20 protein-coding genes are annotated in these 19,725 nt (G+C 67.1%); 7 read left to right on the top strand and 13 right to left on the bottom strand.

The genetic code is table 11. From position 1 onward, the window contains the following. Positions 1–301: 301 nt before the first annotated feature. From BTH42_RS01650 to BTH42_RS01620, 7 genes are all read right to left on the bottom strand, one after another. Positions 302–946, bottom strand: coding sequence for an alpha/beta hydrolase (locus BTH42_RS01650; protein WP_075295095.1), 645 nt, complete (start codon positions 944–946; stop codon positions 302–304). Positions 947–1,018: 72 nt separating this feature from the next. Beyond that, positions 1,019–1,342 (bottom strand): ferredoxin, encoded by a 324-nt coding sequence (locus BTH42_RS01645; protein WP_075295093.1) that lies wholly within the window; start codon positions 1,340–1,342, stop codon positions 1,019–1,021. Positions 1,343–1,496: 154 nt separating this feature from the next. Continuing rightward, on the bottom strand, positions 1,497–2,654 hold the full coding sequence (locus BTH42_RS01640) for a VanZ family protein (protein ID WP_075295091.1): 1,158 nt from the start codon (positions 2,652–2,654) through the stop codon (positions 1,497–1,499). Between the two features lie 31 nt (positions 2,655–2,685). Continuing rightward, positions 2,686–3,312: an ABC-type transport auxiliary lipoprotein family protein gene (locus BTH42_RS01635; RefSeq protein ID WP_075295089.1), complete on the bottom strand. Its 627-nt coding sequence runs from the start codon at positions 3,310–3,312 to the stop codon at positions 2,686–2,688. 42 nt (positions 3,313–3,354) lie between these two features. Further along, positions 3,355–4,317 carry an MlaD family protein gene (locus BTH42_RS01630; RefSeq protein ID WP_075295087.1) on the bottom strand — a complete coding sequence of 321 codons (963 nt, stop codon included), beginning with the start codon at positions 4,315–4,317 and terminating at the stop codon, positions 3,355–3,357. A gap of 31 nt (positions 4,318–4,348) precedes the next feature. Beyond that, on the bottom strand, positions 4,349–5,227 hold the full coding sequence (locus BTH42_RS01625) for an ABC transporter ATP-binding protein (RefSeq protein ID WP_075295085.1): 879 nt from the start codon (positions 5,225–5,227) through the stop codon (positions 4,349–4,351). Next, positions 5,224–6,357, bottom strand: a complete 1,134-nt coding sequence (locus BTH42_RS01620; RefSeq protein ID WP_075295074.1) for an ABC transporter permease — start codon at positions 6,355–6,357, stop codon at positions 5,224–5,226. Before BTH42_RS01620 ends, BTH42_RS01625 begins: the two co-directional genes overlap by 4 nt. A gap of 126 nt (positions 6,358–6,483) precedes the next feature. Here BTH42_RS01620 and BTH42_RS01615 point away from each other — a divergent pair, with 126 nt between their 5' ends. The 3 genes from BTH42_RS01615 to BTH42_RS01605 all read left to right on the top strand — a co-directional run bounded on the left by BTH42_RS01615 (position 6,484) and on the right by BTH42_RS01605 (position 8,767). Continuing rightward, positions 6,484–7,440: a biotin--[acetyl-CoA-carboxylase] ligase gene (locus tag BTH42_RS01615; RefSeq protein ID WP_075295072.1), complete on the top strand. Its 957-nt coding sequence runs from the start codon at positions 6,484–6,486 to the stop codon at positions 7,438–7,440. Then, positions 7,437–8,438 (top strand): type III pantothenate kinase, encoded by a 1,002-nt coding sequence (locus tag BTH42_RS01610; RefSeq protein ID WP_075295070.1) that lies wholly within the window; start codon positions 7,437–7,439, stop codon positions 8,436–8,438. Before BTH42_RS01615 ends, BTH42_RS01610 begins: the two co-directional genes overlap by 4 nt. Positions 8,439–8,527: 89 nt before the next feature. Beyond that, the gene (locus BTH42_RS01605; RefSeq protein ID WP_075295068.1) at positions 8,528–8,767 is read left to right on the top strand and encodes a hypothetical protein; all 240 of its coding nucleotides are present in this window, start codon (positions 8,528–8,530) and stop codon (positions 8,765–8,767) included. An 80-nt stretch (positions 8,768–8,847) separates the two neighbouring features. Here the strand turns inward: BTH42_RS01605 and rfaE2 are convergent, their stop codons facing one another. The 6 genes from rfaE2 to BTH42_RS01575 all read right to left on the bottom strand — a co-directional run bounded on the left by rfaE2 (position 8,848) and on the right by BTH42_RS01575 (position 15,431). Then, entirely contained in the window at positions 8,848–9,330 is a 483-nt protein-coding gene (rfaE2, locus tag BTH42_RS01600; RefSeq protein ID WP_075295066.1) for a D-glycero-beta-D-manno-heptose 1-phosphate adenylyltransferase, read from the bottom strand. 218 nt (positions 9,331–9,548) lie between these two features. Continuing rightward, entirely contained in the window at positions 9,549–10,424 is an 876-nt protein-coding gene (locus BTH42_RS34615; protein ID WP_075295064.1) for a ferritin, read from the bottom strand. 644 nt (positions 10,425–11,068) lie between these two features. Continuing rightward, positions 11,069–11,866 (bottom strand): PhaM family polyhydroxyalkanoate granule multifunctional regulatory protein, encoded by a 798-nt coding sequence (locus BTH42_RS01590; RefSeq protein WP_075295234.1) that lies wholly within the window; start codon positions 11,864–11,866, stop codon positions 11,069–11,071. A 174-nt stretch (positions 11,867–12,040) separates the two neighbouring features. Further along, positions 12,041–12,952, bottom strand: coding sequence for an enoyl-CoA hydratase/isomerase family protein (locus BTH42_RS01585; RefSeq protein ID WP_075295062.1), 912 nt, complete (start codon positions 12,950–12,952; stop codon positions 12,041–12,043). A gap of 43 nt (positions 12,953–12,995) precedes the next feature. After that, the gene (locus tag BTH42_RS01580) at positions 12,996–14,129 is read right to left on the bottom strand and encodes an ABC transporter substrate-binding protein (protein WP_372237236.1); all 1,134 of its coding nucleotides are present in this window, start codon (positions 14,127–14,129) and stop codon (positions 12,996–12,998) included. A 318-nt stretch (positions 14,130–14,447) separates the two neighbouring features. Beyond that, positions 14,448–15,431, bottom strand: coding sequence for a fumarylacetoacetate hydrolase family protein (locus BTH42_RS01575; RefSeq protein WP_075295058.1), 984 nt, complete (start codon positions 15,429–15,431; stop codon positions 14,448–14,450). A gap of 213 nt (positions 15,432–15,644) precedes the next feature. Here BTH42_RS01575 and BTH42_RS01570 point away from each other — a divergent pair, with 213 nt between their 5' ends. From BTH42_RS01570 to BTH42_RS01555, 4 genes are all read left to right on the top strand, one after another. Further along, the gene (locus BTH42_RS01570) at positions 15,645–16,604 is read left to right on the top strand and encodes an IclR family transcriptional regulator (protein WP_075295056.1); all 960 of its coding nucleotides are present in this window, start codon (positions 15,645–15,647) and stop codon (positions 16,602–16,604) included. A gap of 23 nt (positions 16,605–16,627) precedes the next feature. Further along, positions 16,628–18,007, top strand: a complete 1,380-nt coding sequence (locus BTH42_RS01565) for a DUF3108 domain-containing protein (protein ID WP_075295054.1) — start codon at positions 16,628–16,630, stop codon at positions 18,005–18,007. 223 nt (positions 18,008–18,230) lie between these two features. Further along, positions 18,231–19,019, top strand: coding sequence for an alpha/beta fold hydrolase (locus tag BTH42_RS01560; protein WP_075295052.1), 789 nt, complete (start codon positions 18,231–18,233; stop codon positions 19,017–19,019). A gap of 116 nt (positions 19,020–19,135) precedes the next feature. After that, the gene (locus tag BTH42_RS01555) at positions 19,136–19,393 is read left to right on the top strand and encodes a DUF3567 domain-containing protein (RefSeq protein WP_075295050.1); all 258 of its coding nucleotides are present in this window, start codon (positions 19,136–19,138) and stop codon (positions 19,391–19,393) included. Positions 19,394–19,725 lie beyond the last annotated feature (332 nt).

Raw genomic sequence — 19,725 nt, 5'->3', positions numbered from 1 at the left:
ACGTCGCGCGACAGCGCGCAGTGTTGGGAGGAGCCGGTCGGCGGGTGTCTGGCCGTAAAACGGCGCGGCGCCCGTTGGACTTCCGGCGACACGATCGGTTCGCGAGCGCAGCGCGCCACAGCCGGCTGCGCTGCCCGCGAAACGACTCCGCCGCGCGCGAAACTGCCGGATGGGCGGCGCTGCGCCCAAAAAAAGAGCGCTCATTATACGCGCGCCGCCAGGTCGGCTTCTCACACCGGACAGTGTTTTACACGCGTTTCCCGCGTACCTGTCCCCCGCCAAACGCGCGCGGCGCGGCCAATCAGCGCCACGCGTCGACGATGATCCGCTTCAGCACGTGCAGCTTGCGATGCAGAAAATGTTCGGCGCCGGGGATCACGACGACCGGCAGTTCCTGCGGCCGCGCCCAGTCGTAGACCGATTGAATCGGCACGGTTTCGTCGACCTCGCCGTGAATCACCAGCGTGCTCTCGGGCACCGGCGCGACGTCCCAGCGGCTCGCGGCAGTGCCGACGAACACGATGCGCTCGATCTCCTGCCCTTCTTCACGCAGCCGCGCGGCGACATGCGACAGCACCACGGTGCCGAACGAAAAGCCCGCCAGCACCAGCGGCAACTCGCCGTACTGCGGGTCCGCGCGCATATGGTCGAGCACCGCGCGCAGATCGTCGCGCTCGCCGACGCCGGCGTCGTGCTCACCCTCGGTCTGGCCGACGCCGCGGAAATTCGACCGGTAGGTCACGTAGTTCAGTTGCACCAATGTGCGCGCGAGGGTCTGCGCGACCTTGTTGTCCATCGTGCCGCCGAACAGCGGGTGCGGATGCGCGACGAGCGCGATGCCGCGCGGCGCGGCGCCGTTCTCGCGGACCGCGTCGGGCAGGTCCAGCGCGACCTCGATCTTGCCGACCGGGCCGTCGATCAGATATTTCTTCGTGTTGACGTTCATGACAGTGCCTGCTGATCGCTTGTCGTTCGCGTGGTTAATTCGCGGTTTTTGATTCGCGGTTTTTGATTCGCGTTACTGATCGATCTTCAGACGCTCGACGATCTTGCCGTTCGCCAGATGCGAGTCGACGATCTCGTCGATGTCGCTTTCGTCGACATAGGTGTACCAGACGCCTTCCGGATACACGACCAGCACCGGGCCCAATTCGCAGCGATCGAGACAGCCGGCCTTGTTGATGCGCACCTGGCCGGGACCGGCGAGGCCCAGTTGCTTCACGCGTTTTTTCGCGTATTCCTGCATCGACTGCGCATTGCAGTTCGCGCAGCTCGGCCGCTCGGCGCCGGGTTCGCGCTGATTCAGACAGAAGAAAACGTGGTGCTTGTAGAAGGAATCCATGATGTCGGGGAGAGACTGAAAGGGAGTGCAAGGACGCCGTCAGCGCGTGGAATGCCCACGGCGCCTGTCGTGCGGACGATTATAGCGAGCGGGCTTTGGCGCCGCCGGGGGCGGCGTGAGGCGACCACAGCGTCGCGCCCGCCTCACGCCCACTTCAGGCGGGCTGCGCGCGCCGCTTCAGCCACGCGCGCTCGACCGCGAACGCGAGCCACACCAGCGCCGCGTACGGCCACACCCACGCGAGCCAGTGCGCGAGCCCGTTGAAGTGCAGATACCGTCCCTGCCGCCAGTCGGCCAGCACGACGTCGAAATACGGATTCACCGGCAGCAGATTGACGAACACCAGCGCGACCGCCAGCGCCGCGCCCGCGAGCACCGCGCGCAGCCGCCGCCGCAACGGCAGCGCGAGGAGCGCCGCGAGCGTGCCGCCCGCAAGGCCGAACAGCGCGCCGCGCGTCGCCCAGTTGAACGCGAGGCCGGATTGCGATTGCAGAAAAGTCGCGCCGACTTTCACGACCAGCGCCATCAGCACGAACAGCAGCAACAGACGCACCCGCGGCGCATGGCGGCGCATCGGCAGCGACGCGAGCGCCAGCGCCGCGAACAGGTTCAGCGTGGTGATCAGCGCTTCCCAGCCGTCGTCGGGCAGCCACGCGGCGGCCGCCGCCGGCCAACCGCCGACATGCCACGCCGCCGGCGTCCACGCGAGCAGCGCGTCGTGGCTGGCCGCATCGAAGCGCAGCCACAGCGCGCGCGGCCAGTTGCCGAGACCGAACAGACGCGGCGCCGGGTACATCGTCGCGAACGGCCACGCGGCGACGAGGCACGCGAGCACCGCATGGCCGCGCTCGAACCACACGAGCCGCAGACGCCTGAGCAGACCGCGATCGAGCAGCGCGCCGGTCGCCGGCGACATCATCGCCGCGCCGAGCAGCGCGCCGAGCGTGTTGGCCGCGAGATCGAGATTCGACGCGACGCGCGTCGGCAGATAGGTTTGCACCGCTTCCATCGTGCCCGACAGCAAACCGCCGAGCAGGAACGCGAGCGCGACCGCCAGCGTGCCGCGCCAGCGCGGATATACCGCGAGCACCACCAGCGCGCCGAACGGCATATAGCCGAGCACGTTGGTGACGACGTCGAACGCCGTCAGGTACTGCGGCAGCGGATCGAACAGATAGGCGAGCGGCGCGAGACCGAGCGAGCGCCAGCCCGAAAACGGATACCACGAACCGTAGACGATCAGCGCGGCGTACAGCAGCAGCGCCTGACGCGACAGCGCCGACGGCCGGCGCAGCCAGGGGCGTTCGCTCATGCAGCGCTCCGGCGCGTGCGCTGCACGCCCGTCATTGCGCGGCGGCCAGCGCCTGCGAGCCGAGCCACGCGCCGATCTGCGCGACGAGGTCGTCGCTGGCCGCGGCGAGCGCCCGCGCGCCGCCGGCGGCGTCCGCCGAACGCGCGGGCGCGCGCGCGACGAACGAATGCTGGCCGATCACCTTGCCGCCCTTCATCAGGGTGGCGCGCGCGGCGATTGCGCCGTGGCTGTCGGCCTGGCTGTCGAACACCTGCTCGAACTCGGTCAGGTCGACGCGCAGCACCGGCGCGGTAATGCCGTCGGCGCCGGTCAGCACGGTGCCGCGTTCGCTCAGCGCATTGCGCAGCCGCTGGGTCAGCAATTGCGACGGCATCATGGTCCAGTGGCTGTTCGCGTACGCGGCCGTCTGCTGCGCGTCCGCGTAGCTGAGCCGGTACACCAGCCGGTCCGATTCGAGCACGGTCGGCGCGTTGACTTCGAGCACCTTGACGGCCGGCAGCGGCGCGGCCGCGGCGCTCTGCGGCGGCGGCCCGAAGTCGTAGCGGATATCCGAGACCACCGCGGACGAGCCCGCGCAGCCCGCCGCCAGTACGCCGAACGCGAGCAGCGCCGCGAGCGCGGCGCGCGTGGACAACAGTCGGTGAATCGAGCGTGACATGGAGATCTTCCTCAGTTCAGTTCTGGCTTCTTGCTTGCGGATTTAGTGGGCGGCCTGGCCGGCGGGCCACGCGAAGCCGGCTTCGCCCGGACCCGGCGCCTGTCGCGGCGCGCCGAACAGCACGCTGCGCGGGTTGTTGCTGAAGGTATCGGCGGCGCGGTCGATCGAGCGGGCCGCGGTGCGCACGTCTTCGCTCAGCGAATTCACGCGCGGCAACGTGTCGTAGCCGACCCGCGCGGACAGGTCCTGCAGCGAGCCGTTCATCTCGGCGAGCGCGTCGCCCGCCTGCTGCGCGGCCGTGCCGACCTTGTTCAGATTGGTCTGGAACGTGCCGTCCGGGCGGTTCAGGTTCGTGATCATCTGGTTGGTCGACGCGAGCGTGTGGTTCAGCTGGTCGATCGTGCCGGGCAGCTTGCTGGTCACCGGTGCCAACTGGCGGGTCAGCGTCGCGACGCCGGATGCGGCCTGCTCGATGCTCGCCGCGGTGTCGTGCAGCTGGTCGACCATTTCCGGCGACAGCATGTCGTTGACGCTGTCGGTGACCTTTTCGAGCTTGCGCAGCAGCACGTCGCCGCGTTGCTGCAACTGGTCGAGCAGACCCGGGCGCATCGGCAGTTGCGCGACCTGATGCGGCGACGACGGCAGCGGCGTCGGATCGCGGCCGGTGTCGTCGAGCTGGATAAACGCGATGCCGGTCACGCCTTGCAGCCCGAGGCTGCCGAATGTCGAGCGGGTGATCGGCGCGTGCGTGTCGACGTTGATGCGAATCATGATCTGGCCGGGATGACTCGGATCGAATTTGATCGACTGCACCTTGCCGACGTCGAGCCCGCGAAAGCGCACTGCCGCGTCCGCATAGAGCCCGGTCACGTTGGTGCGCGCGATCAGGTCGTACGGCACCCGCTCCGCGCGGTCGACGTTGAACAGAAACGCCGCCAGCGCGATCGCCGCCGTCAGCACGACCGTAAACAGCCCGGCCCAGAATGCATGCGCTTTGTTTTCCATTGTCAGGTTTCCTGGTTCTGAGCGGCCTGGCTCATAGCGGTAATTCGGACGACGCCGCTTCGAGCGCCTTTTGCGGCAGTTTCGCGCGGCGCTCCGGCGGCAGCGCCTGCAACGCGCGGCGCCCGCGCAGGCCGAGGAAATATTCGCGGATGAACGGATGGTCGACGCCGGCCGCCTCTTCGACCGGCGCGTTGACCAGCACCTTGCGGTCGGCCAGCACCGCCACCCGGGTGGACAGCGCGACCATCGTGTCGAGGTCGTGCGTGATCATTACGACGGTCAGGCCGAGCGCGCGATGCAGCGCGGAGATCAGCTCCACGAATTCGTCGGAGGCCTGCGGATCGAGGCCGGCGGTCGGTTCGTCGAGGAACAGCAGCTCGGGTTCGAGCGCGATCGCGCGGGCGATGCCGACCCGCTTGATCATCCCGCCCGACAGCGCCGACGGCATCTTCGACGCGTGCTTGCACGGCAGCCCGACCATCTCGAGCTTCAGCATCACGATGTCGCGCAGCAGATCCTCGGGCACCTTGCCGAGTTCGCGCACCGGCTGCGCGATGTTGTCGAACACCGACAGCGACGAGAACAGCGCGCCGCGCTGGAACAGCATGCCGGAGCGGCTGCGCATCAGCAGCGCGGTTTCGGGCGAGATCGTCGCGAGGTCTTCGCCGAACAGTTTGATGGTGCCCGCCGACGGCCGTTCGAGGCCGAGAATCTGCCGCACCAGCGTGGTCTTGCCCGAGCCCGAACCGCCGACGATCGACACGATCTCGCCGCGCCGCACGTCGAGGCTCAGGTGCTGATGCACGATGTTGCGGCCGTAGCGCTTGGTGATGTCGATCACCTCGATCACCGGTTCTTCGATCGACGGCACCGGCTGGCCGCGCACGGCTTCGGTAAGTGGCGCGATCATCCGAGCCCCACGTTCTGGAAGAGAATCGCGAACACCGCGTCCGCGAGAATCACGATGGTGATCGAGGTCACCACCGAGGTCGTCGTGCCTTCGCCGAGACTCTGCGAATTGGCCTTGATACGGAAGCCGAAATGACAGCCGGCGATCGCGATCAGCATGCCGAATACCACGCCCTTGCCGAGACCAATCCACAGATTCGCGATCGGCACGACGTTCGGCAACTGCCGCGCAAAGAAGCTCATATCGATGCCGAGCACCACCTTGGCGGCGAGCGCGCCGCCGGTCAGCGAGATCACGTTGGTCCACATCACCAGCAGCGGCATCGCGATGCCGAGCGCGATCACGCGCGGCAGGATCAGCCGCAGCCCGTGCGGGATGCCCATCACGCGCATCGCGTCGAGTTCCTCGGTCACCCGCATCACGCCGATCTGCGCGGTGATCGCCGAACCCGAGCGGCCCGCGACCAGAATCGCCGACAGCACCGGACCGAGTTCGCGAATCACCGCGAGCCCGAGAATATTGACGATGAACTGGTTCGCGCCAAAGATCCGCAACTGCTGCGCGGACAGATAGCTGAGCACGATGCCGATCAGGAACGCGACCAGCGCGGTGATCGGCAGCGCGCGGGCGCCGGCGTTGTAGACATTCGCGGAGATTTCGGTCCACGGCGTTTTGCGCGGGTTGCGCACGATCGCGAGCAGATCGAGCACGACCTGCCCGAGCATGCCGACGCCGCCTTTCAGGTGTTCGGCGAACGAGAAGAGGCTAAGGCCGAGGCGCGTGAACGGATCGAAACGCGTGACCGGTTCGGCGCTCTCGCGCACCGTGTCGAGCAACGCGATGCGCTCGAAGATGTCGCGTTGCGTGTCGGTCAGCTCGGTGCCGGGCGGCATCTGCCGGCCCCACACGCGCCACAGCGCCTGACCGCCGACGTGGTCCATCCGGTCGATGCGCGACAGGTCCCACTGGCCGATGCCCTGCGCGCCGGTCAACGACCGCAGCTGCGGAATCACCCGGCCGGTGGCGCGATCGCGCGCGAGCGCGAGCGCCGTCCACTGGCCCGAGAGACGGACGATCTTGCCTTGGCTGCCAGCCGCGACTTCGAGGCCGGGCGGAGTGTCGTAGTTCAAGGATCGTGTGAATCTGGTTATCGGATTAGGGGCCATTGTAACGAAGGCTCGGCTTGCGGTCCGCTCCGATCCGCATGCGTTTGTAAGCCGGGCCCGCGCGGGTTCGCGCTCGCTACAATATGTGGCATGAACGCTTCCAAGACTCCCCCTTCGTCGCCGGCGACGGCGACCACTCCGGCCGCTTCGGCTGCTTCGGCTGCTTCGGCTCCCGCTTCGGCCGACTGGCGCATCGATCGCGAGCGCGCGGTCAAACTGTTCGGCCCGCAGGCGCATGACTGGCCGATCGAAATCGTCGAAGAAACCGGCTCGACCAATGCCGACCTGATGGCCCGCATGAAAGCGCTGCCGCGCCGCGCGAACGCGCTGCCGCGGCCGATCGTGCGGGTCGCGTATCTGCAGACCGCCGGACGCGGCCGGCGCGGTCGGCCGTGGTATGCGGAACCGGGCAACGCGCTGCTGTTTTCGGTGGCCTGCGTGCTGCCGCGGCCGCTCGAAGGACTCGCGGGGCTAAGCCTCGCGGTCGGCGTCGCGCTGGTCGACGGACTGCGCTCGCTGCCGGTCGCCGGTCCCGGCCAGATCGCGCTGAAATGGCCGAACGACGTGCTGCTCGAAGGCGACAAGCTCGTCGGCATCCTGATCGAAACCGCGTGGAGCACCGACGACGCCAGCGCGGTCGTGATCGGGATCGGCACCAACGTGAAGGGCGCGGACCTGCTCACGGCGCAGGTCGAAGCGCTGAATGCCAACGCGCCGCCGCAAGCGCGCGGCACGTTGCCGACCGCGTTGCAGCGCGTGCTGCCGAACGCGAATCTGACCGACACGCTGGCGGCCGAGCTGAACGCGCTCGAACCGGCGTTGCAGCGCTTCGGCGCCGAGGGCTTCGCGCCGTTCCAGCCGCGCTGGAATGCGGTGCATGCGTATGCGGGCCGCGAGGTCGTGCTGCTCGAACAAGGCCAGGAACTCGCGCGCGGCGTGGCGGCGGGCGTCGACGAACGCGGCCAGTTGCTGCTCGATACGGCCGCCGGCCGCCAGAGCATCGCGACCGGCGATGTGTCGCTGCGGCTCGCCGACGGTGCCGCATGACGCGGCACGGGGCTTCGCAGCACGCGGCTTATCTGCTGATCGACGCGGGCAATAGCCGGGTTAAATGGGCGCTGGTGCAGCCGGATGGGGTGCAGTTGGCGAGCGGTGCGCTTGGGCATGATGAGTTGGCGGAGCTTGCCGAGGGCGGCATGCAGCCTGGTTCGCAGCCTGGTTCAAGGTCAGGTTCAGCGCAAGATTCAATGCCGGGCTCACAGCCCGCGTCACCGCTGGGTTCGCAGTCGGGTCTATCGCCTGATTCGCTGCCGAGTTCGCTGCGTGATTCGCTGCCGGGTTCACCGCTCAGTTGGGCCGCCTTGCCGAGGCCGCACGGCGCGTGGCTGTCGAACGTCGCCGGCAGCGAGGTCGCGGCGCGGATCGCCGCGCTGGTCGATGCGCATTGGCCGCAATTGCCGCTCACGACGATCCGCGCGAGCGCGCAGCAATGCGGCGTGACCAATTGCTATACGACGCCGCACTCGCTCGGCAGCGATCGCTGGGCCGGCATGATCGGCGCGCACGCGGCGTTTCCCGGCGAACATCTGCTGCTCGCAACATTCGGCACCGCGACGACGCTCGAAGCATTGCGCGCGGACGGTGCGTTTATCGGTGGCTTGATCGCGCCGGGCTGGACGCTGATGATGCGCTCGCTCGGCGAGCACACCGCGCAACTGCCGACGCTGTCGGCTGCCCGCGCACGCGGCCTGCTCGGCGTGGACGACGCCGCTGAAGCGAACGAGCGCGGACCGTTTTTCGCGACCGATACGCCGCGCTCGCTGTCGGCCGGTTGCACGCTCGCGCAGGCGGGGTTGATCGAACGGATGTGGGGCGATCTGTGCGACGAGTGGCAGGTGCCGGTGCGCCTCGTGGTCAGCGGCGGCGCGGCCGACGCTGTGGCGAGTGCGCTGAAAGTGCCGCATACTCGCCACGATTCGCTGGTGCTGTCGGGGCTCGCGTTGATTGCCGCCGCGGATGCGGCGCGCGAGGGCGGCTCAAGCTGAATAATGCACGCTTGCGTGGCGGCTGACCGCGCCGCCTCTGCCCTTGCACTCCCCGCTCGATCTCTTTTCTGGACTGGAAACAACCCACGATGCTTCGCTGGCCGATCGCGATTCTGATTCTTGCCAACGTGCTGGCGTTCGTTGCGCTGCGCGGCGCTTTCGGCCCGACGCCCACCGCCGGCGGACACGACCCGGTTCATCTGAACCGGCAGATTCGTCCGGAGTCCGTCAAGGTGCAATCGGTCAGCGCCGCGGATGCCGGCGATCAGGCGGTGGTCGGCGGACCGGCGCCGATGGCGCCGATTTCGACGTCGGAGTTGCCGGAGTAGCAGGTTTGGGCGGAGCCGCCCCACAGGCCTGATCGCACGGCCTCACGGTTCGCCGCGCTTTCACGCGGCAACCACGCGACTCAACCCTGAGTCCGCACCTTCGTCAACAGCGCGGTCGTCGAGCGATCGTGCTCGAACGCAATCGCCAGCGCCTTGCCGCCCCAGCCGCGCACCAGCGCCGATTCGGGCAATACGTCCATGTCGTAATCGCCGCCCTTGACCAGCACGTCCGGCCGCAGCGCCGAAATCAGTTCGACCGGCGTTTGCTCGCCGAAGCCCACCACGTAATCGACGCTTTCGAGCGCCGCCAGCAGCGCCATCCGGTCGGCTTCGGTATTGATCGGCCGATCGTCGCCCTTGCCGAGCATGCGCACCGAGGCATCGCTATTCACGCCGACGATCAGGCACGCGCCCAACGCCTTCGCGTCGGCCAGATACGTGACATGCCCGCGATGCAGGATATCGAACACGCCATTGGTAAAGACGACCGGCGCGCGCAGCGAAGGACGCAGCTTCGCCAGGGCATCGCGCGTCATGATTTTGCGTTCAAAGATAGCGGCCATCACGGAATCACAGAGTTGCGGGAGAACGGGAAAGTGCCGTCACGATACACGCTGGACGGCCTCAAGCAAAACGGTCCGGCAAGCTCACGCCTGCCGGACCGTTGTAAAGCTGATTTCGGATCACTAGCGGATTCTGTTCACGCGGCGGGCGTTTCACCCGACCTCGTCAAGCCCGATCCGTCACGCCGGCGTTACTCACGACGCCGGCACGCACACCGTTACGCGGGCTGCTGCGCCGGGTTCTGATCGGCAGCTTGCAGGCGCGCGACCACTTCCTTGCGATAGCGGTTCAGTTCCTGCGCGGTGTTGAACGTGCGCTCGAACAGCAGCGACAGGTTGTGCAGAATGCGTTCGACGACCTTCTTTTCCCAGCCGTCGTCGAAACGGATCTGCTCGTCGAGCCAGCGCTCGAGCCATTCCGGATCCGGCAGACGCGACTGGATCGTGTCGCGCGGGAACAGCGCCTGGTTCACGTGCAGGTTCGTGGGGTGCAGCGGCTTTTCGGTGCGACGCGCCGAGGCCATCAGCACGCCGATCTTCGCGAACGCGGCGCGCGCGATGTCGCCGGTTTGCGCCATCGCCTTCTTCATGTAGCGCAGATACGCGCCGCCATGCCGCGCTTCGTCGCGCGAGATGGTTTCGTAGATGTGCTTGATGACCGGCTCGGTGTGCCATTCGGCAGCGCGGCGATACCAGTGATTCAGGCGGATTTCGCCGCAGAAGTGCAGCATCAGCGTTTCGAGCGGCGGCGCCGGATCGAATTCGAAGCGCACCGCGTGCAGCTCCTCTTCGGTCGGGCACATTTCCGGCTTGAAGCGGCGCAGATATTCCATCAGGACCAGCGAGTGTTTCTGTTCTTCGAAGAACCACACGCTCATGAACGCGGAGAAATCGCTGTCGTGATGATTGTCACGCAGAAACATTTCCGTGGCGGGCAACGCGGACCATTCGGTGATCGCGTTCATCTTGATCGTCGCGGCCTGCTCGTCGGTCAACAGCGATGCGTCGAATTTGTCCCAGGGAATGTCCTTCTCCATGTCCCATCGAACGGATTCGAGCGATTTATAAAGTTCCGGATAAAGCATGGTGTTCATAGTCCCACCCCTGTTCTGCGCATACTGTGTGTGTCTGTTGCTGCTACGTGTAGCCGTTTTTGCCTGCGACGCACGGACATGCCGTTTATCGGCCAAGCATTCAATTTTACGCGGTAATCGGTCGCCCACATGCACCGGGCGACAAAGAAGTCCGGGCGTTTTGCACTGGCGTTTGAAGCATGATCGGCGTCGTCAACCGTGGGTGAGGGGAGCCCCTGTGCCTGAGGTCGAGCCGGTCTGGGTCGAATACCGCACCGTCCAGCCCCGCTCCGGAAGTACCGGAGGCCATGACGCGAGGGCGGCGGGATTGGTTCTTTTCAGCACACGCCCAAAAGCCAGATCAAGCTTACACAATGATAGCACGCGGACTTCGCAGAACCTGTGACAGAAGAGCCCGAATTGCGCTGTGGGATTGACTTCCGTCAAGAAAGACTTCGATGTGTGAGCGCCGCAACGGGCGTGCCCAAAGCGGGCGCAAGCGGGTTGGATTGGAGCGCTTTATCGGCCGGGGCTGGGTTGCGTATTGGATAAGCGGCGGGTGTGCCGATTTTGGGATCTTTCTGGATTGCGGCGGAAGGAAGCGCGGCGGCCACGCTTCCCGGTGGATGGTGCGGCGGGCGAAATGCGCCGCCGCCGTCGCATATTTACGACGCTTTCTTCGGCGCCGCGCCGCTGGCGCCCTCGCCGGCCGCGCGTTTGCCCGACGCGGGCGCGCGTTTCGCCGCCGGCCGCTTAGCCGCGGGCTTGGCGTCCGATGGGTTCTGCGCGCCGGTGTCCGCCGCTGCGCTCCCGGCCGACGCGGCCATTCCGCCCTGCGTGCCGCCGCCCGCCGCGGCCGCCGCCATCCCCGGCTGCGTCATCGCGAACTGGGCGATCTGGTTGAACTGCGATTGCAGCAGGTTCCACCAGCCGGAGGCATCGAATGCGGGGGCCGCAGGTGCTTCCTGTTCGCCGCTGTCGGCGGCCGCGCTTTCGGCTGCTGGCGCGGGTTCAGCGGCGGGTTTGGCCGCCGGTTGGGCGAGTTTCGCCCAGCTGTAGGCCGAACTCGGCGCGGGCGCCGGTTCCGGCGCGTTGGAGGCGGCCGGCTGCGCCATCGACGACTGCGCGAACGCGCCGAACGCGCGCAACGTCGCGAGCGTCGCGCGCTGCACTTCGAGCGCCTGGATCGCGGACTGCAGCATGCTCAGGTTCAGCTTCAACCATTGCTCGACCGCGCGCATGTCGGTGATGCGCTTGTCGAGTTCCTCGACGCTGGTGAGCGGCGCCATCATGTCGGACATCATCGACAGCGATGGGCTCGCGCCGCCGCCCGGCTGCGCGCCGGTCAGCGCCGAGCCGAACGGCGACAGCCGCATCATGCCCCACATGCGATCGAGCATTTCAGCGGGCGGGAAACCGGGAAAGCCGGGAAAGGGCGGCGTGGTGCCAGTCGTATCGGTCATGCTTGTCGCCTCGGTGCTTAAAGAGATGTCGCGCGCGCGATGCCCGCGCGCACTGCTTTCGATCATACCGTGAGGGGCAGCGGATCAGGATCGATTCTGGGGCGGTGACGCGACGCTTTGCGAGCGGCCGCGGAGCATCTGCGCCACCGCCGGCCGCGTCATCGATTCCTGCCCTCAGCCCGCGCTATCCGTGCCGCCGAGGCTACTTTGCGCGTCGCCGTCCGGCCGCCGCGCGGACGCGTCGCGCCACGGATCGCCGGCGCCGAAATCCGGCGCGCGCCGCTCACGCAGCGAACTCACGCCTTCGCGCACGTCCGGCCCCGCAAAGCCCATGAATTCCAGCGCCAGCGACGTATCGAAGGCCGGCCCCGCGCTGCGCAGCCAGTTGTTCAGCGCGTACTTGGTCCAGCGGATCGCGGTCTGCGAACCGTCGGCCAGCTTGCGCGCGACTTCGAACGCCTTCGGCAGCAGCTCGGCCTCATCCACCGCCAGCGACACCAGCCCGATCCGTTCGGCCTCCTCACCGCTCACCGGCTCGCACAGCATCAGGTAGTACTTCGCCTTCGCCATCCCGCACAGCAGCGGCCAGACGATTGCCGCATGGTCGCCGGCGGCGACGCCGAGCCGCGTATGACCGTCGATGATGCGCGCCGTCTTCGCCGCGATCGAGATATCGGCGAGCAGTCCGGCGACGAGCCCCGCGCCGACCGCCGGCCCGTGCATCGCCGAGACGATCGGCTTGCCGCAATTGATCACGTTGTAGACGAGGTCGCGCGCCTCGCGCCAGACCCGCGCGCGCACGTCGAAATCGTTCGCCATGTCTTCGACGAGTTGCAGATCGCCGCCCGCCGAGAAGCCCTTGCCCTCGCCGCGAATGATCGCGACGCGCGTGTCCGGATCGCGATCGATGTCGCGCCAGATCTCCGCCAGCTCGTAATGCATACGCGCGTTCGCGGTGGCGAGTCCGCTTTTGTTCGCGCCCTCGCCGCTCATCACGACTTCGAGCACGCCATGCGGATGGCGCTGCAAACGCAATGCGCGGTAATGCGCGTAGTAGCTATCGTTGTCTTGCGGTGGCTGAGACATGGTGAGCAGTCCGTAAAAGATCGGTCAGAGCATCACAGCCCGTTCAATGCGGCTGATACACCCATTTTCCATTGCTGATTTCGACCATCACGCGGGCGCGCTGGTCGAGTCCGAGATGATCGGCCGCGCTCATATTGACGACACCATTGGTATCCGCGAGGCCGCGGGTTCCTTCCAGCGCGTCGCGCAACGCGCGGCGAAATGGCGGCGTGCCCGGCGCGCCCGCTTTCAGCGCGACCGGAATCGCGTGTTCGAGCAGCGTGCCGGCATCCGCCGTGTACGAGCCGAACGCCGACACGCTGCCCGCGCCGCGTTGCGCTTCGAAGCGCGCAATGTAGTCGAGCGCGAGCCGCTTGGCCGGATGATCGGCCGGCAGTTGCGCGGCGACCAGCACCGGGCTCGCGGGCAGGAACGTGCCGTTGCAATCGGCGCCGCACACGCGCAGGAAATCGTTATTGCCGACGCCGTGGTTGTGATAGATCGCGCCTTTGTAGCCGCGCTCGCGCAGCGTCTTCGGCGGCAGCGCGGCGGGCGTGCCGGCCGCGCCGACCACCACCGCGTCCGGATGCGCGGCGAGAATCTTCAGCACCTGGCCGGTCACGCTCGGATCGGTGCGATTGAAGCGCTCGCTCGCGACCACGTCGATGTGATGCAGCTGCGCGAATTTCGCGACCTCGGTATAGAAGGTCTCGCCGAGCGCGTCGGCCTGGCCGATGAACGCGATCGTCTTCACGCCGTGGTCGCTCGCATGCTGGGCGATCGCCGAGGCCATCATCGCGTCCGTCTGCGGCGTCTTGAAGACCCAGCGGCGTTTCGCGTCGACCGGCTCGATGATCTTCGCCGACGACGCGAGCGAGATCATCGGCGTTTCGGCGTCGGCGACCACGTCGATCATCGCCAGCGAATTCGGCGTGATCGACGAACCGATGATCGCGTCGACATGGTTCTCGGAGATCAGCTTGCGGGTGTCCTGCACCGCCTGGGTGGTATCGGATGCGTCGTCGAGCACGATGTACTCGACTTTCTGGCCGCCGATCTGTTTGGGCAGCAAAGCGACCGTGTCGCGCGCCGGAATGCCGAGCGACGCGGCCGGCCCGGTCAGCGACAGCACGAGACCGATCTTGACCTGCGCGAACGACGGCAACGGCAACGCGCAGGCGAGCGCGGCCGATAGCATCGCGGCACGCCGCGCGACGCGCGGGACAAGCCGGCTGCGCTGGCTGCGTCGGCTTGAAACGCGCGGGTTCTCAGCTTCGGGGAAGTCCAATCGCGGCATGCTGTCTCCTCACGTCGGGTTGTCGTTTTGATGTTGCCGACGTGCGATCGCTGCGTTAGCGCAGTCGATCCGCCGGTCGCGCCGGGCGGGCCGGCGCGCCAGTCAGTGTAGCCGCGCGCGCGGAGCCGGCGGCATCGGGCGAAACCCTTTCGCGGAGCTGTCGCCGCGACGTGGCGACGTGGCGACGCAAGCGCGAGAACGCTCGCTCGCCCTCAACCGTCAATCGAGCGGCGCAATGCTCTGCTCGATCGCCCCGAAAATCGACTTGCCCGCTTCGTCGAACATCTCGATCTTCACGACGTCGCCATATTTCATGAACTCCGTCTGCGGCGCGCCGTGCTCGATCGTTTCGAGGCAGCGCTTCTCGGCGATGCAGCAGTAGCCGCGCTTCGCGTCCTTGTTCGACACCGTGCCCGAACCGACGATCGCACCGGCCCGCAGATTGCGCGTCTTCGCCGCGTGCGCGATCAGTTGCCCGAAATGAAACACCATGTCGGTGCCGGCGTCCGGCTGGCCGACCTTGCGGCCGTTCCAGTGGACGATCATCGGCCGATGCACGCGGCCTTCGCGCCAGAACTCGCCGAGCTCGTCCGGTGTGACCGCGACCGGCGCGAACGAGCTGGCCGGCTTGCTCTGGAAAAAGCCGAAGCCCTTCGCGAGTTCGGCCGGAATCAGGTTGCGCAGCGATACGTCGTTGACCAGCGTGATCAGACGCACGCTCTTCAATGCCTGCTCGGGCGTCGCGCCCATCGGCACGTCGCCGGTGACGACCGCGACTTCCGCCTCGAAGTCGATCCCGTACTCTTCCGATGCGCACAGCACGTCGTCGCGCGGACCGATGAAGTCGTCGCTGCCGCCCTGGTACATCAGCGGATCGGTCCAGAATTCCGGCGGCATTTCCGCGCCGCGCGCGCGCCGCACGAGCTCGACGTGGTTCACGTACGACGAGCCGTCCGCCCACTGGAACGCGCGCGGCAGCGGCGCCATGCAGTCCTTCGCGTCGAACGAAAAACTGTTGCGGGCGCGGCCCTGGTTGAGCGCTTCGTAGAGGTCCTGCAGTTGCGGCGCGTAGAAGGCCCAGTCGTCGAGCACGCGCTGCAGCGTGGGCGCGATCGCGTCGGCGATGGCCGCGGTATGCAGGTCGCGGGACACGACGATCAGTTGACCGTCGCGCGTGCCGTCCTTCAGCGAGGCAAGTTTCATAGAGCTGTGAACCGTGGGTTAGTGACGATGGAAGGAATCTATTCTACGATGGTGAATCGGCGCGGCGCCAACCCGGGCGCGTAGCATGCGGAGTCTGCCGGGCATTCGAACGCACGGCGCGCGAGCCTCGCCCGCGGCCGGCGTCGCCGCCCCGGCACCGCCCGCAACCGCGCCACTACCGATCACCGAACGCGCCGCCCGCGCCCATTGCCCATGTCCGCCAACGCCCGCTCCGGCACGCTCCGCTCCCGCACCGCTCACGCGTCCGCTTCCGCGCACGAACCACTCGAGACCGTCGAGACCGCCGAGACCAACACCGATACCGCCGCCGACGACGAAGCGCTCGAAGCCGGCGAGGAAAAACTGCGCTCCGGCATCCAGTCGATCGAAGTCGGTTTCCGGCTGCTCGACGTGCTGACCCGCGAACCGCGCGCGATGATGCTGCGCGACCTCGCGCAGCGCGCCGGCATGAGTCCGGCGAAGGCGCATCGCTATCTGGTGAGTTTTCTGCGCCTCGGCGTGGTCGCGCAGGATCCGCTGTCGGGCCGCTACGAACTCGGCGGCTTCGCGTTGCAGTTGGGGCTGGCGCGGCTCGCGCGTGTCGACGGCGTATCGCTCGCGCGGATCGCGCTCGCGCAATTGCGCGACCAGCTCGATCTGACCGTCGGCATCGCGGTATGGGGCAATCAGGGCCCGACGATGGTGCACTGGATGGAATCGAGCTATCCGGCCAAGGCCTCGCTGAAACTCGGCGACGTGATGCCGCTGCTCAGTTCCGCCACCGGTCTGCTGTTCGCCGCCTACCTGCCGGCCGGCCAGACCTCAGCGATGCTCGAACGCGAACTGGCCGACTCGCGCCGTTCGTCGTATAGCGGCGCGCCGCGCACGCGCGAGGACGTCGAGCGCGTGCTTGCCGGCGTGCGCGAACATCAGGCCGCGCGCGTCGAAGGGATGCTGCTGCCGACCATCCACGCGTTCTGTATGCCGGTGTTCGACTCGACCGGCGCGCTCGCGCTCGGCCTCGTCGCGCTCGGCCACGAAGGCGCGTTCGATATCCGCTGGGGCGGCGAAATCGATACCGCGCTGCGCGAATGCGCGCAAAAACTGTCGTACGAACTCGGCTATAGCGCGACGCCGCGCGGCGCGAACGATCAAGACCCGGCGCCAATCTGAAGCACACCGACACCCGAGCCCCGATGGACTTTGCTTCCGCGACCCGCCGCCCCGATGCGCCGCCGCCTGCCGGCAACGGGCCGGGCCGCGCGTCGCGGACGCGGCGCACGTGGCGGGTCGGGCGCTGGCTCGCGGTGCTCGTCGTGGTCGCGGGGTCGCACTGGATCGCCGCGCAATGGTTCGAGCGCAATCGCATGAATCTGACTCCGGCCGAGCATCATGTGCCGGTGCAGATCAAGCTGCTGACGCCCGAGCGGGTCGAGCGTCAGCAACAGCCTGCCGCCGCCGCGCCAGCGCATCCGCCAGCGCCGGTGCACAAGCCCGCGGCACCGCGACCGCACGACCAGCACGTGCTGAGCGCGTTACAACCGGCCAAACCGGATCAGCCCGCGGCCGCGCCCGCGTCGGAAGCCGCAGCGAGTGCGCCGGTCGCCGCGAGCGGCGCGAACGCGAACGCCGCCGCTGCGAACGCCGGCGGCAATGCCGCGAGCGCGCCCGCCGCGGCCAGCGCGCCGCACGCTTCGAAGGGCGTGAAGTTCTCGGTGCCGCCGTCGGCGGACCTCGAATACGACACGTTCTACAACGGCGTGCGCAACCCGCCCGGCACGATCCATTGGGCGAGCAATGCACAGGGCTACGAAATGATCGTGTCGGTGCCGGTGCCGTTCGTCGGACCGTTCGTGTATTCGAGCCGCGGCGGCATCGACGCGTTCGGGCTCGCGCCGGCGCAATACAGCGAAAAGCGCGGCCGTCGCGCGGAAGACATCGCGATCTTCAATCGCGACGACAGGAAAATCGCCTTCACGCGCACGCCGGCCGCGCTGCCGCTGCCCGACGGCGCGCAGGACCGCTTCAGCGTCGTGATGCAACTGGCCAGCCTCGTGCGCGGCGACCCGGGCGCGTACACGCCGGGCGTCACCCGGCAGTTTTTCGTCGTCGATAACGATAGCGGCGAGAACTGGCCGATCGAGACGATCGGCGACGAAACGATTCGCGCGGCGCAGGGCTATCTGCAGGCGCGTCATTTCAAACGGCTGCCGCGCCACGAAGGCGATCAGCGCCGCATCGACGTGTGGCTCGCGCCGTCGCTCGGCTGGCTGCCCGCGCGCATTCTGCAGACCGAGCCGAATGGTACGCAGTTCGAACTGGTATGGCGCGGCAAGCTCGAACTCGACGGCGCGACGCCGGCTGACGGTTCAAACGGTGGCGTGACACCAAGCGCGGCCGCGCCTGCAATGCCCGCGCCGGCAGCGCCCGCACCGGCTACTCCTTCTACTCCTGCACCAGGAAACGCTTCCACTTCATCATCGGCCACGCCACCGGCCGACGCGTCGGCAGCAATGCCCGACACCGCGCCCGCCGCACCGGTCGAATCGACCGCGCAAAAAAATATCACTCCTTGATATATTTTTCAAAATAGGCCTTGATTTACGCGTCGAATCAAAGCCCAGCAAATCTTCGCAACTTCGGCGAAACTTCCCCTACAGCGCAGACTTGCATGTCACTGCGGCACCCGCTCGCGCAAACGCCCGTATGAATCGACGCCGGTCGACGGCGCAACGAAAACAGCGCGCGAGCGCAAGCACCACCGATCTTTTTCACTGCGTTTCCTTCAAAGGAGCCCGCATGCAAGTGAACATCAACGGAATCGACACCCGCTACGTGCTGAGCAACGAAGGCGGCGGCCCGTGGCTCACGTTCATCCACCAGTTGGGCGGCGATCTTTCTATCTGGGATCAGCTGGCCGGCTATTTCCGCGACGACTACACGGTGCTGCGCTACGACGTGCGCGGCCACGGCCAGAGCGCGGTGGCGCGCGAGCCGTTCAGCATGGCCGATCTGTCCGACGATCTCGCCAAACTGCTCGATGCGCTCGGCGCGCCGACCACGCACCTGGTCGGCCTGTCGCTCGGCGGGATGATCGCGCAGCAATTCGCGCTGGACCACCCGGCGCGCGTCGATACGCTGACGATCGCCGACAGCACCGGCGGCACCCCGCCCGAAAACCGTGGGTTGTGGGACCAGCGCGCCCACACCGCGCGCAGCGACGGGATGGCCGCGCTGACGCCGTCGACAATCGCGCGCTGGCTCACGCCCGAGTTCCATGCCGCGCACCCCGAGGCGGTCGAGCCGATCCGCGAAACCTTCGCCGCGACGCCGCCGGAGGGTTTCGCGATGGCGTGCGAGGCGCTGCGCGACTTCGACCTGCGCGGCAGGCACGGCGCGATCCGCTGTCCGACGCTGACGGTGGCCGGCCGCCACGACACGGGCACGCCGCCTGCTGCTACTCAGGCGATAGCGGAAGCGATCGAAGGCGCCCGCTTCGAATTGCTCGACGCCGCGCATCTCGTGCCGATCGAGCAGTCACAACGATTTGCCGCTTTGCTGGAATCGTTTCTCGAGCGGCGGGTCTAACCGATAGGTCCGGAGCTTTACCTGCGTCGTCCGGACCCACCCCTTGAATTCCATCTCTCATGCTCCACCTATGTTGCATAAAAGGCAGGAGCCCAACGGAAATAAGGAGTGTCGCCATGCAAATGATCTACAACAGCCCCAACTATTGCGTCGTCGAGTTTCCGCCGCAGGAAGGTCAACTGGCCATGCGCTCGGGCGGCTACGAGATCGTCGACAAGAACATGCAGCGCGAAATCTTCATCGACGGTGCAATGGCGGCAAATTTTCGCGAGCATGTGCAGAAGCTGATCGAAGGCGAGCCGACGCTGGATGAGGTCGACGAATTCCTCGGTCAGTTCGATAGTCTGATGCATCAACCGGTAATTCTGCATTAAGCGCAGGTAGTTCGAACTGGCATTCTGGCGACATCGATCGACCGCCCCGCCCGGCTCCGCCGGGGCTTTATTCAAACGGTCGATCACTACAAACGGCCCAGCACGCTTTTCGCTTGCTGGGCCGTTTTTCATTCGCGCATTAACATGCAAGCCGCCCACTTCTTTGAAGCTCCGCGCGCCCTTTTCTCCAGGTCGCTCCGCGCTACCTGACCGGTCATTTTTACGTCCCGTACGTGTAACGTTTCGCGCCGCCGCCACGCCCCGCTTCCCGCCCAGGCCCGGCGGATCCGCCCGCCAGCGGCTACAATGACAGGTTTTCCGCCAACGTCGGC

Source organism: Burkholderia sp. SRS-W-2-2016 (assembly GCF_001931485.1).
In the GTDB taxonomy this organism is placed as follows: domain Bacteria; phylum Pseudomonadota; class Gammaproteobacteria; order Burkholderiales; family Burkholderiaceae; genus Paraburkholderia.
This window is presented reverse-complemented; position numbering and strand designations above follow the sequence as displayed.

Excerpts from the sequence above, each read along its gene's own strand:
- BTH42_RS01605 (WP_075295068.1), top strand. The coding sequence starts at position 8,528 with ATGCTTCGCTGGCCGATCGCGATTCTGATTCTTGCCAACGTGCTGGCG.
- BTH42_RS01615 (WP_075295072.1), top strand. The coding sequence starts at position 6,484 with ATGAACGCTTCCAAGACTCCCCCTTCGTCGCCGGCGACGGCGACCACT.
- BTH42_RS01555 (WP_075295050.1), top strand. The coding sequence starts at position 19,136 with ATGCAAATGATCTACAACAGCCCCAACTATTGCGTCGTCGAGTTTCCG.
- BTH42_RS01630 (WP_075295087.1), bottom strand. The coding sequence starts at position 4,317 with ATGGAAAACAAAGCGCATGCATTCTGGGCCGGGCTGTTTACGGTCGTG.
- BTH42_RS01635 (WP_075295089.1), bottom strand. The coding sequence starts at position 3,312 with ATGTCACGCTCGATTCACCGACTGTTGTCCACGCGCGCCGCGCTCGCG.
- BTH42_RS01625 (WP_075295085.1), bottom strand. The coding sequence starts at position 5,227 with ATGATCGCGCCACTTACCGAAGCCGTGCGCGGCCAGCCGGTGCCGTCG.
- rfaE2 (WP_075295066.1), bottom strand. The coding sequence starts at position 9,330 with ATGGCCGCTATCTTTGAACGCAAAATCATGACGCGCGATGCCCTGGCG.
- BTH42_RS01585 (WP_075295062.1), bottom strand. The coding sequence starts at position 12,952 with ATGTCTCAGCCACCGCAAGACAACGATAGCTACTACGCGCATTACCGC.
- BTH42_RS01580 (WP_372237236.1), bottom strand. The coding sequence starts at position 14,129 with ATGCTATCGGCCGCGCTCGCCTGCGCGTTGCCGTTGCCGTCGTTCGCG.
- BTH42_RS01650 (WP_075295095.1), bottom strand. The coding sequence starts at position 946 with ATGAACGTCAACACGAAGAAATATCTGATCGACGGCCCGGTCGGCAAG.
- BTH42_RS01610 (WP_075295070.1), top strand. The coding sequence starts at position 7,437 with ATGACGCGGCACGGGGCTTCGCAGCACGCGGCTTATCTGCTGATCGAC.
- BTH42_RS34615 (WP_075295064.1), bottom strand. The coding sequence starts at position 10,424 with ATGAACACCATGCTTTATCCGGAACTTTATAAATCGCTCGAATCCGTT.
- BTH42_RS01570 (WP_075295056.1), top strand. The coding sequence starts at position 15,645 with ATGTCCGCCAACGCCCGCTCCGGCACGCTCCGCTCCCGCACCGCTCAC.
- BTH42_RS01645 (WP_075295093.1), bottom strand. The coding sequence starts at position 1,342 with ATGGATTCCTTCTACAAGCACCACGTTTTCTTCTGTCTGAATCAGCGC.
- BTH42_RS01560 (WP_075295052.1), top strand. The coding sequence starts at position 18,231 with ATGCAAGTGAACATCAACGGAATCGACACCCGCTACGTGCTGAGCAAC.
- BTH42_RS01640 (WP_075295091.1), bottom strand. The coding sequence starts at position 2,654 with ATGAGCGAACGCCCCTGGCTGCGCCGGCCGTCGGCGCTGTCGCGTCAG.
- BTH42_RS01590 (WP_075295234.1), bottom strand. The coding sequence starts at position 11,866 with ATGACCGATACGACTGGCACCACGCCGCCCTTTCCCGGCTTTCCCGGT.
- BTH42_RS01565 (WP_075295054.1), top strand. The coding sequence starts at position 16,628 with ATGGACTTTGCTTCCGCGACCCGCCGCCCCGATGCGCCGCCGCCTGCC.
- BTH42_RS01575 (WP_075295058.1), bottom strand. The coding sequence starts at position 15,431 with ATGAAACTTGCCTCGCTGAAGGACGGCACGCGCGACGGTCAACTGATC.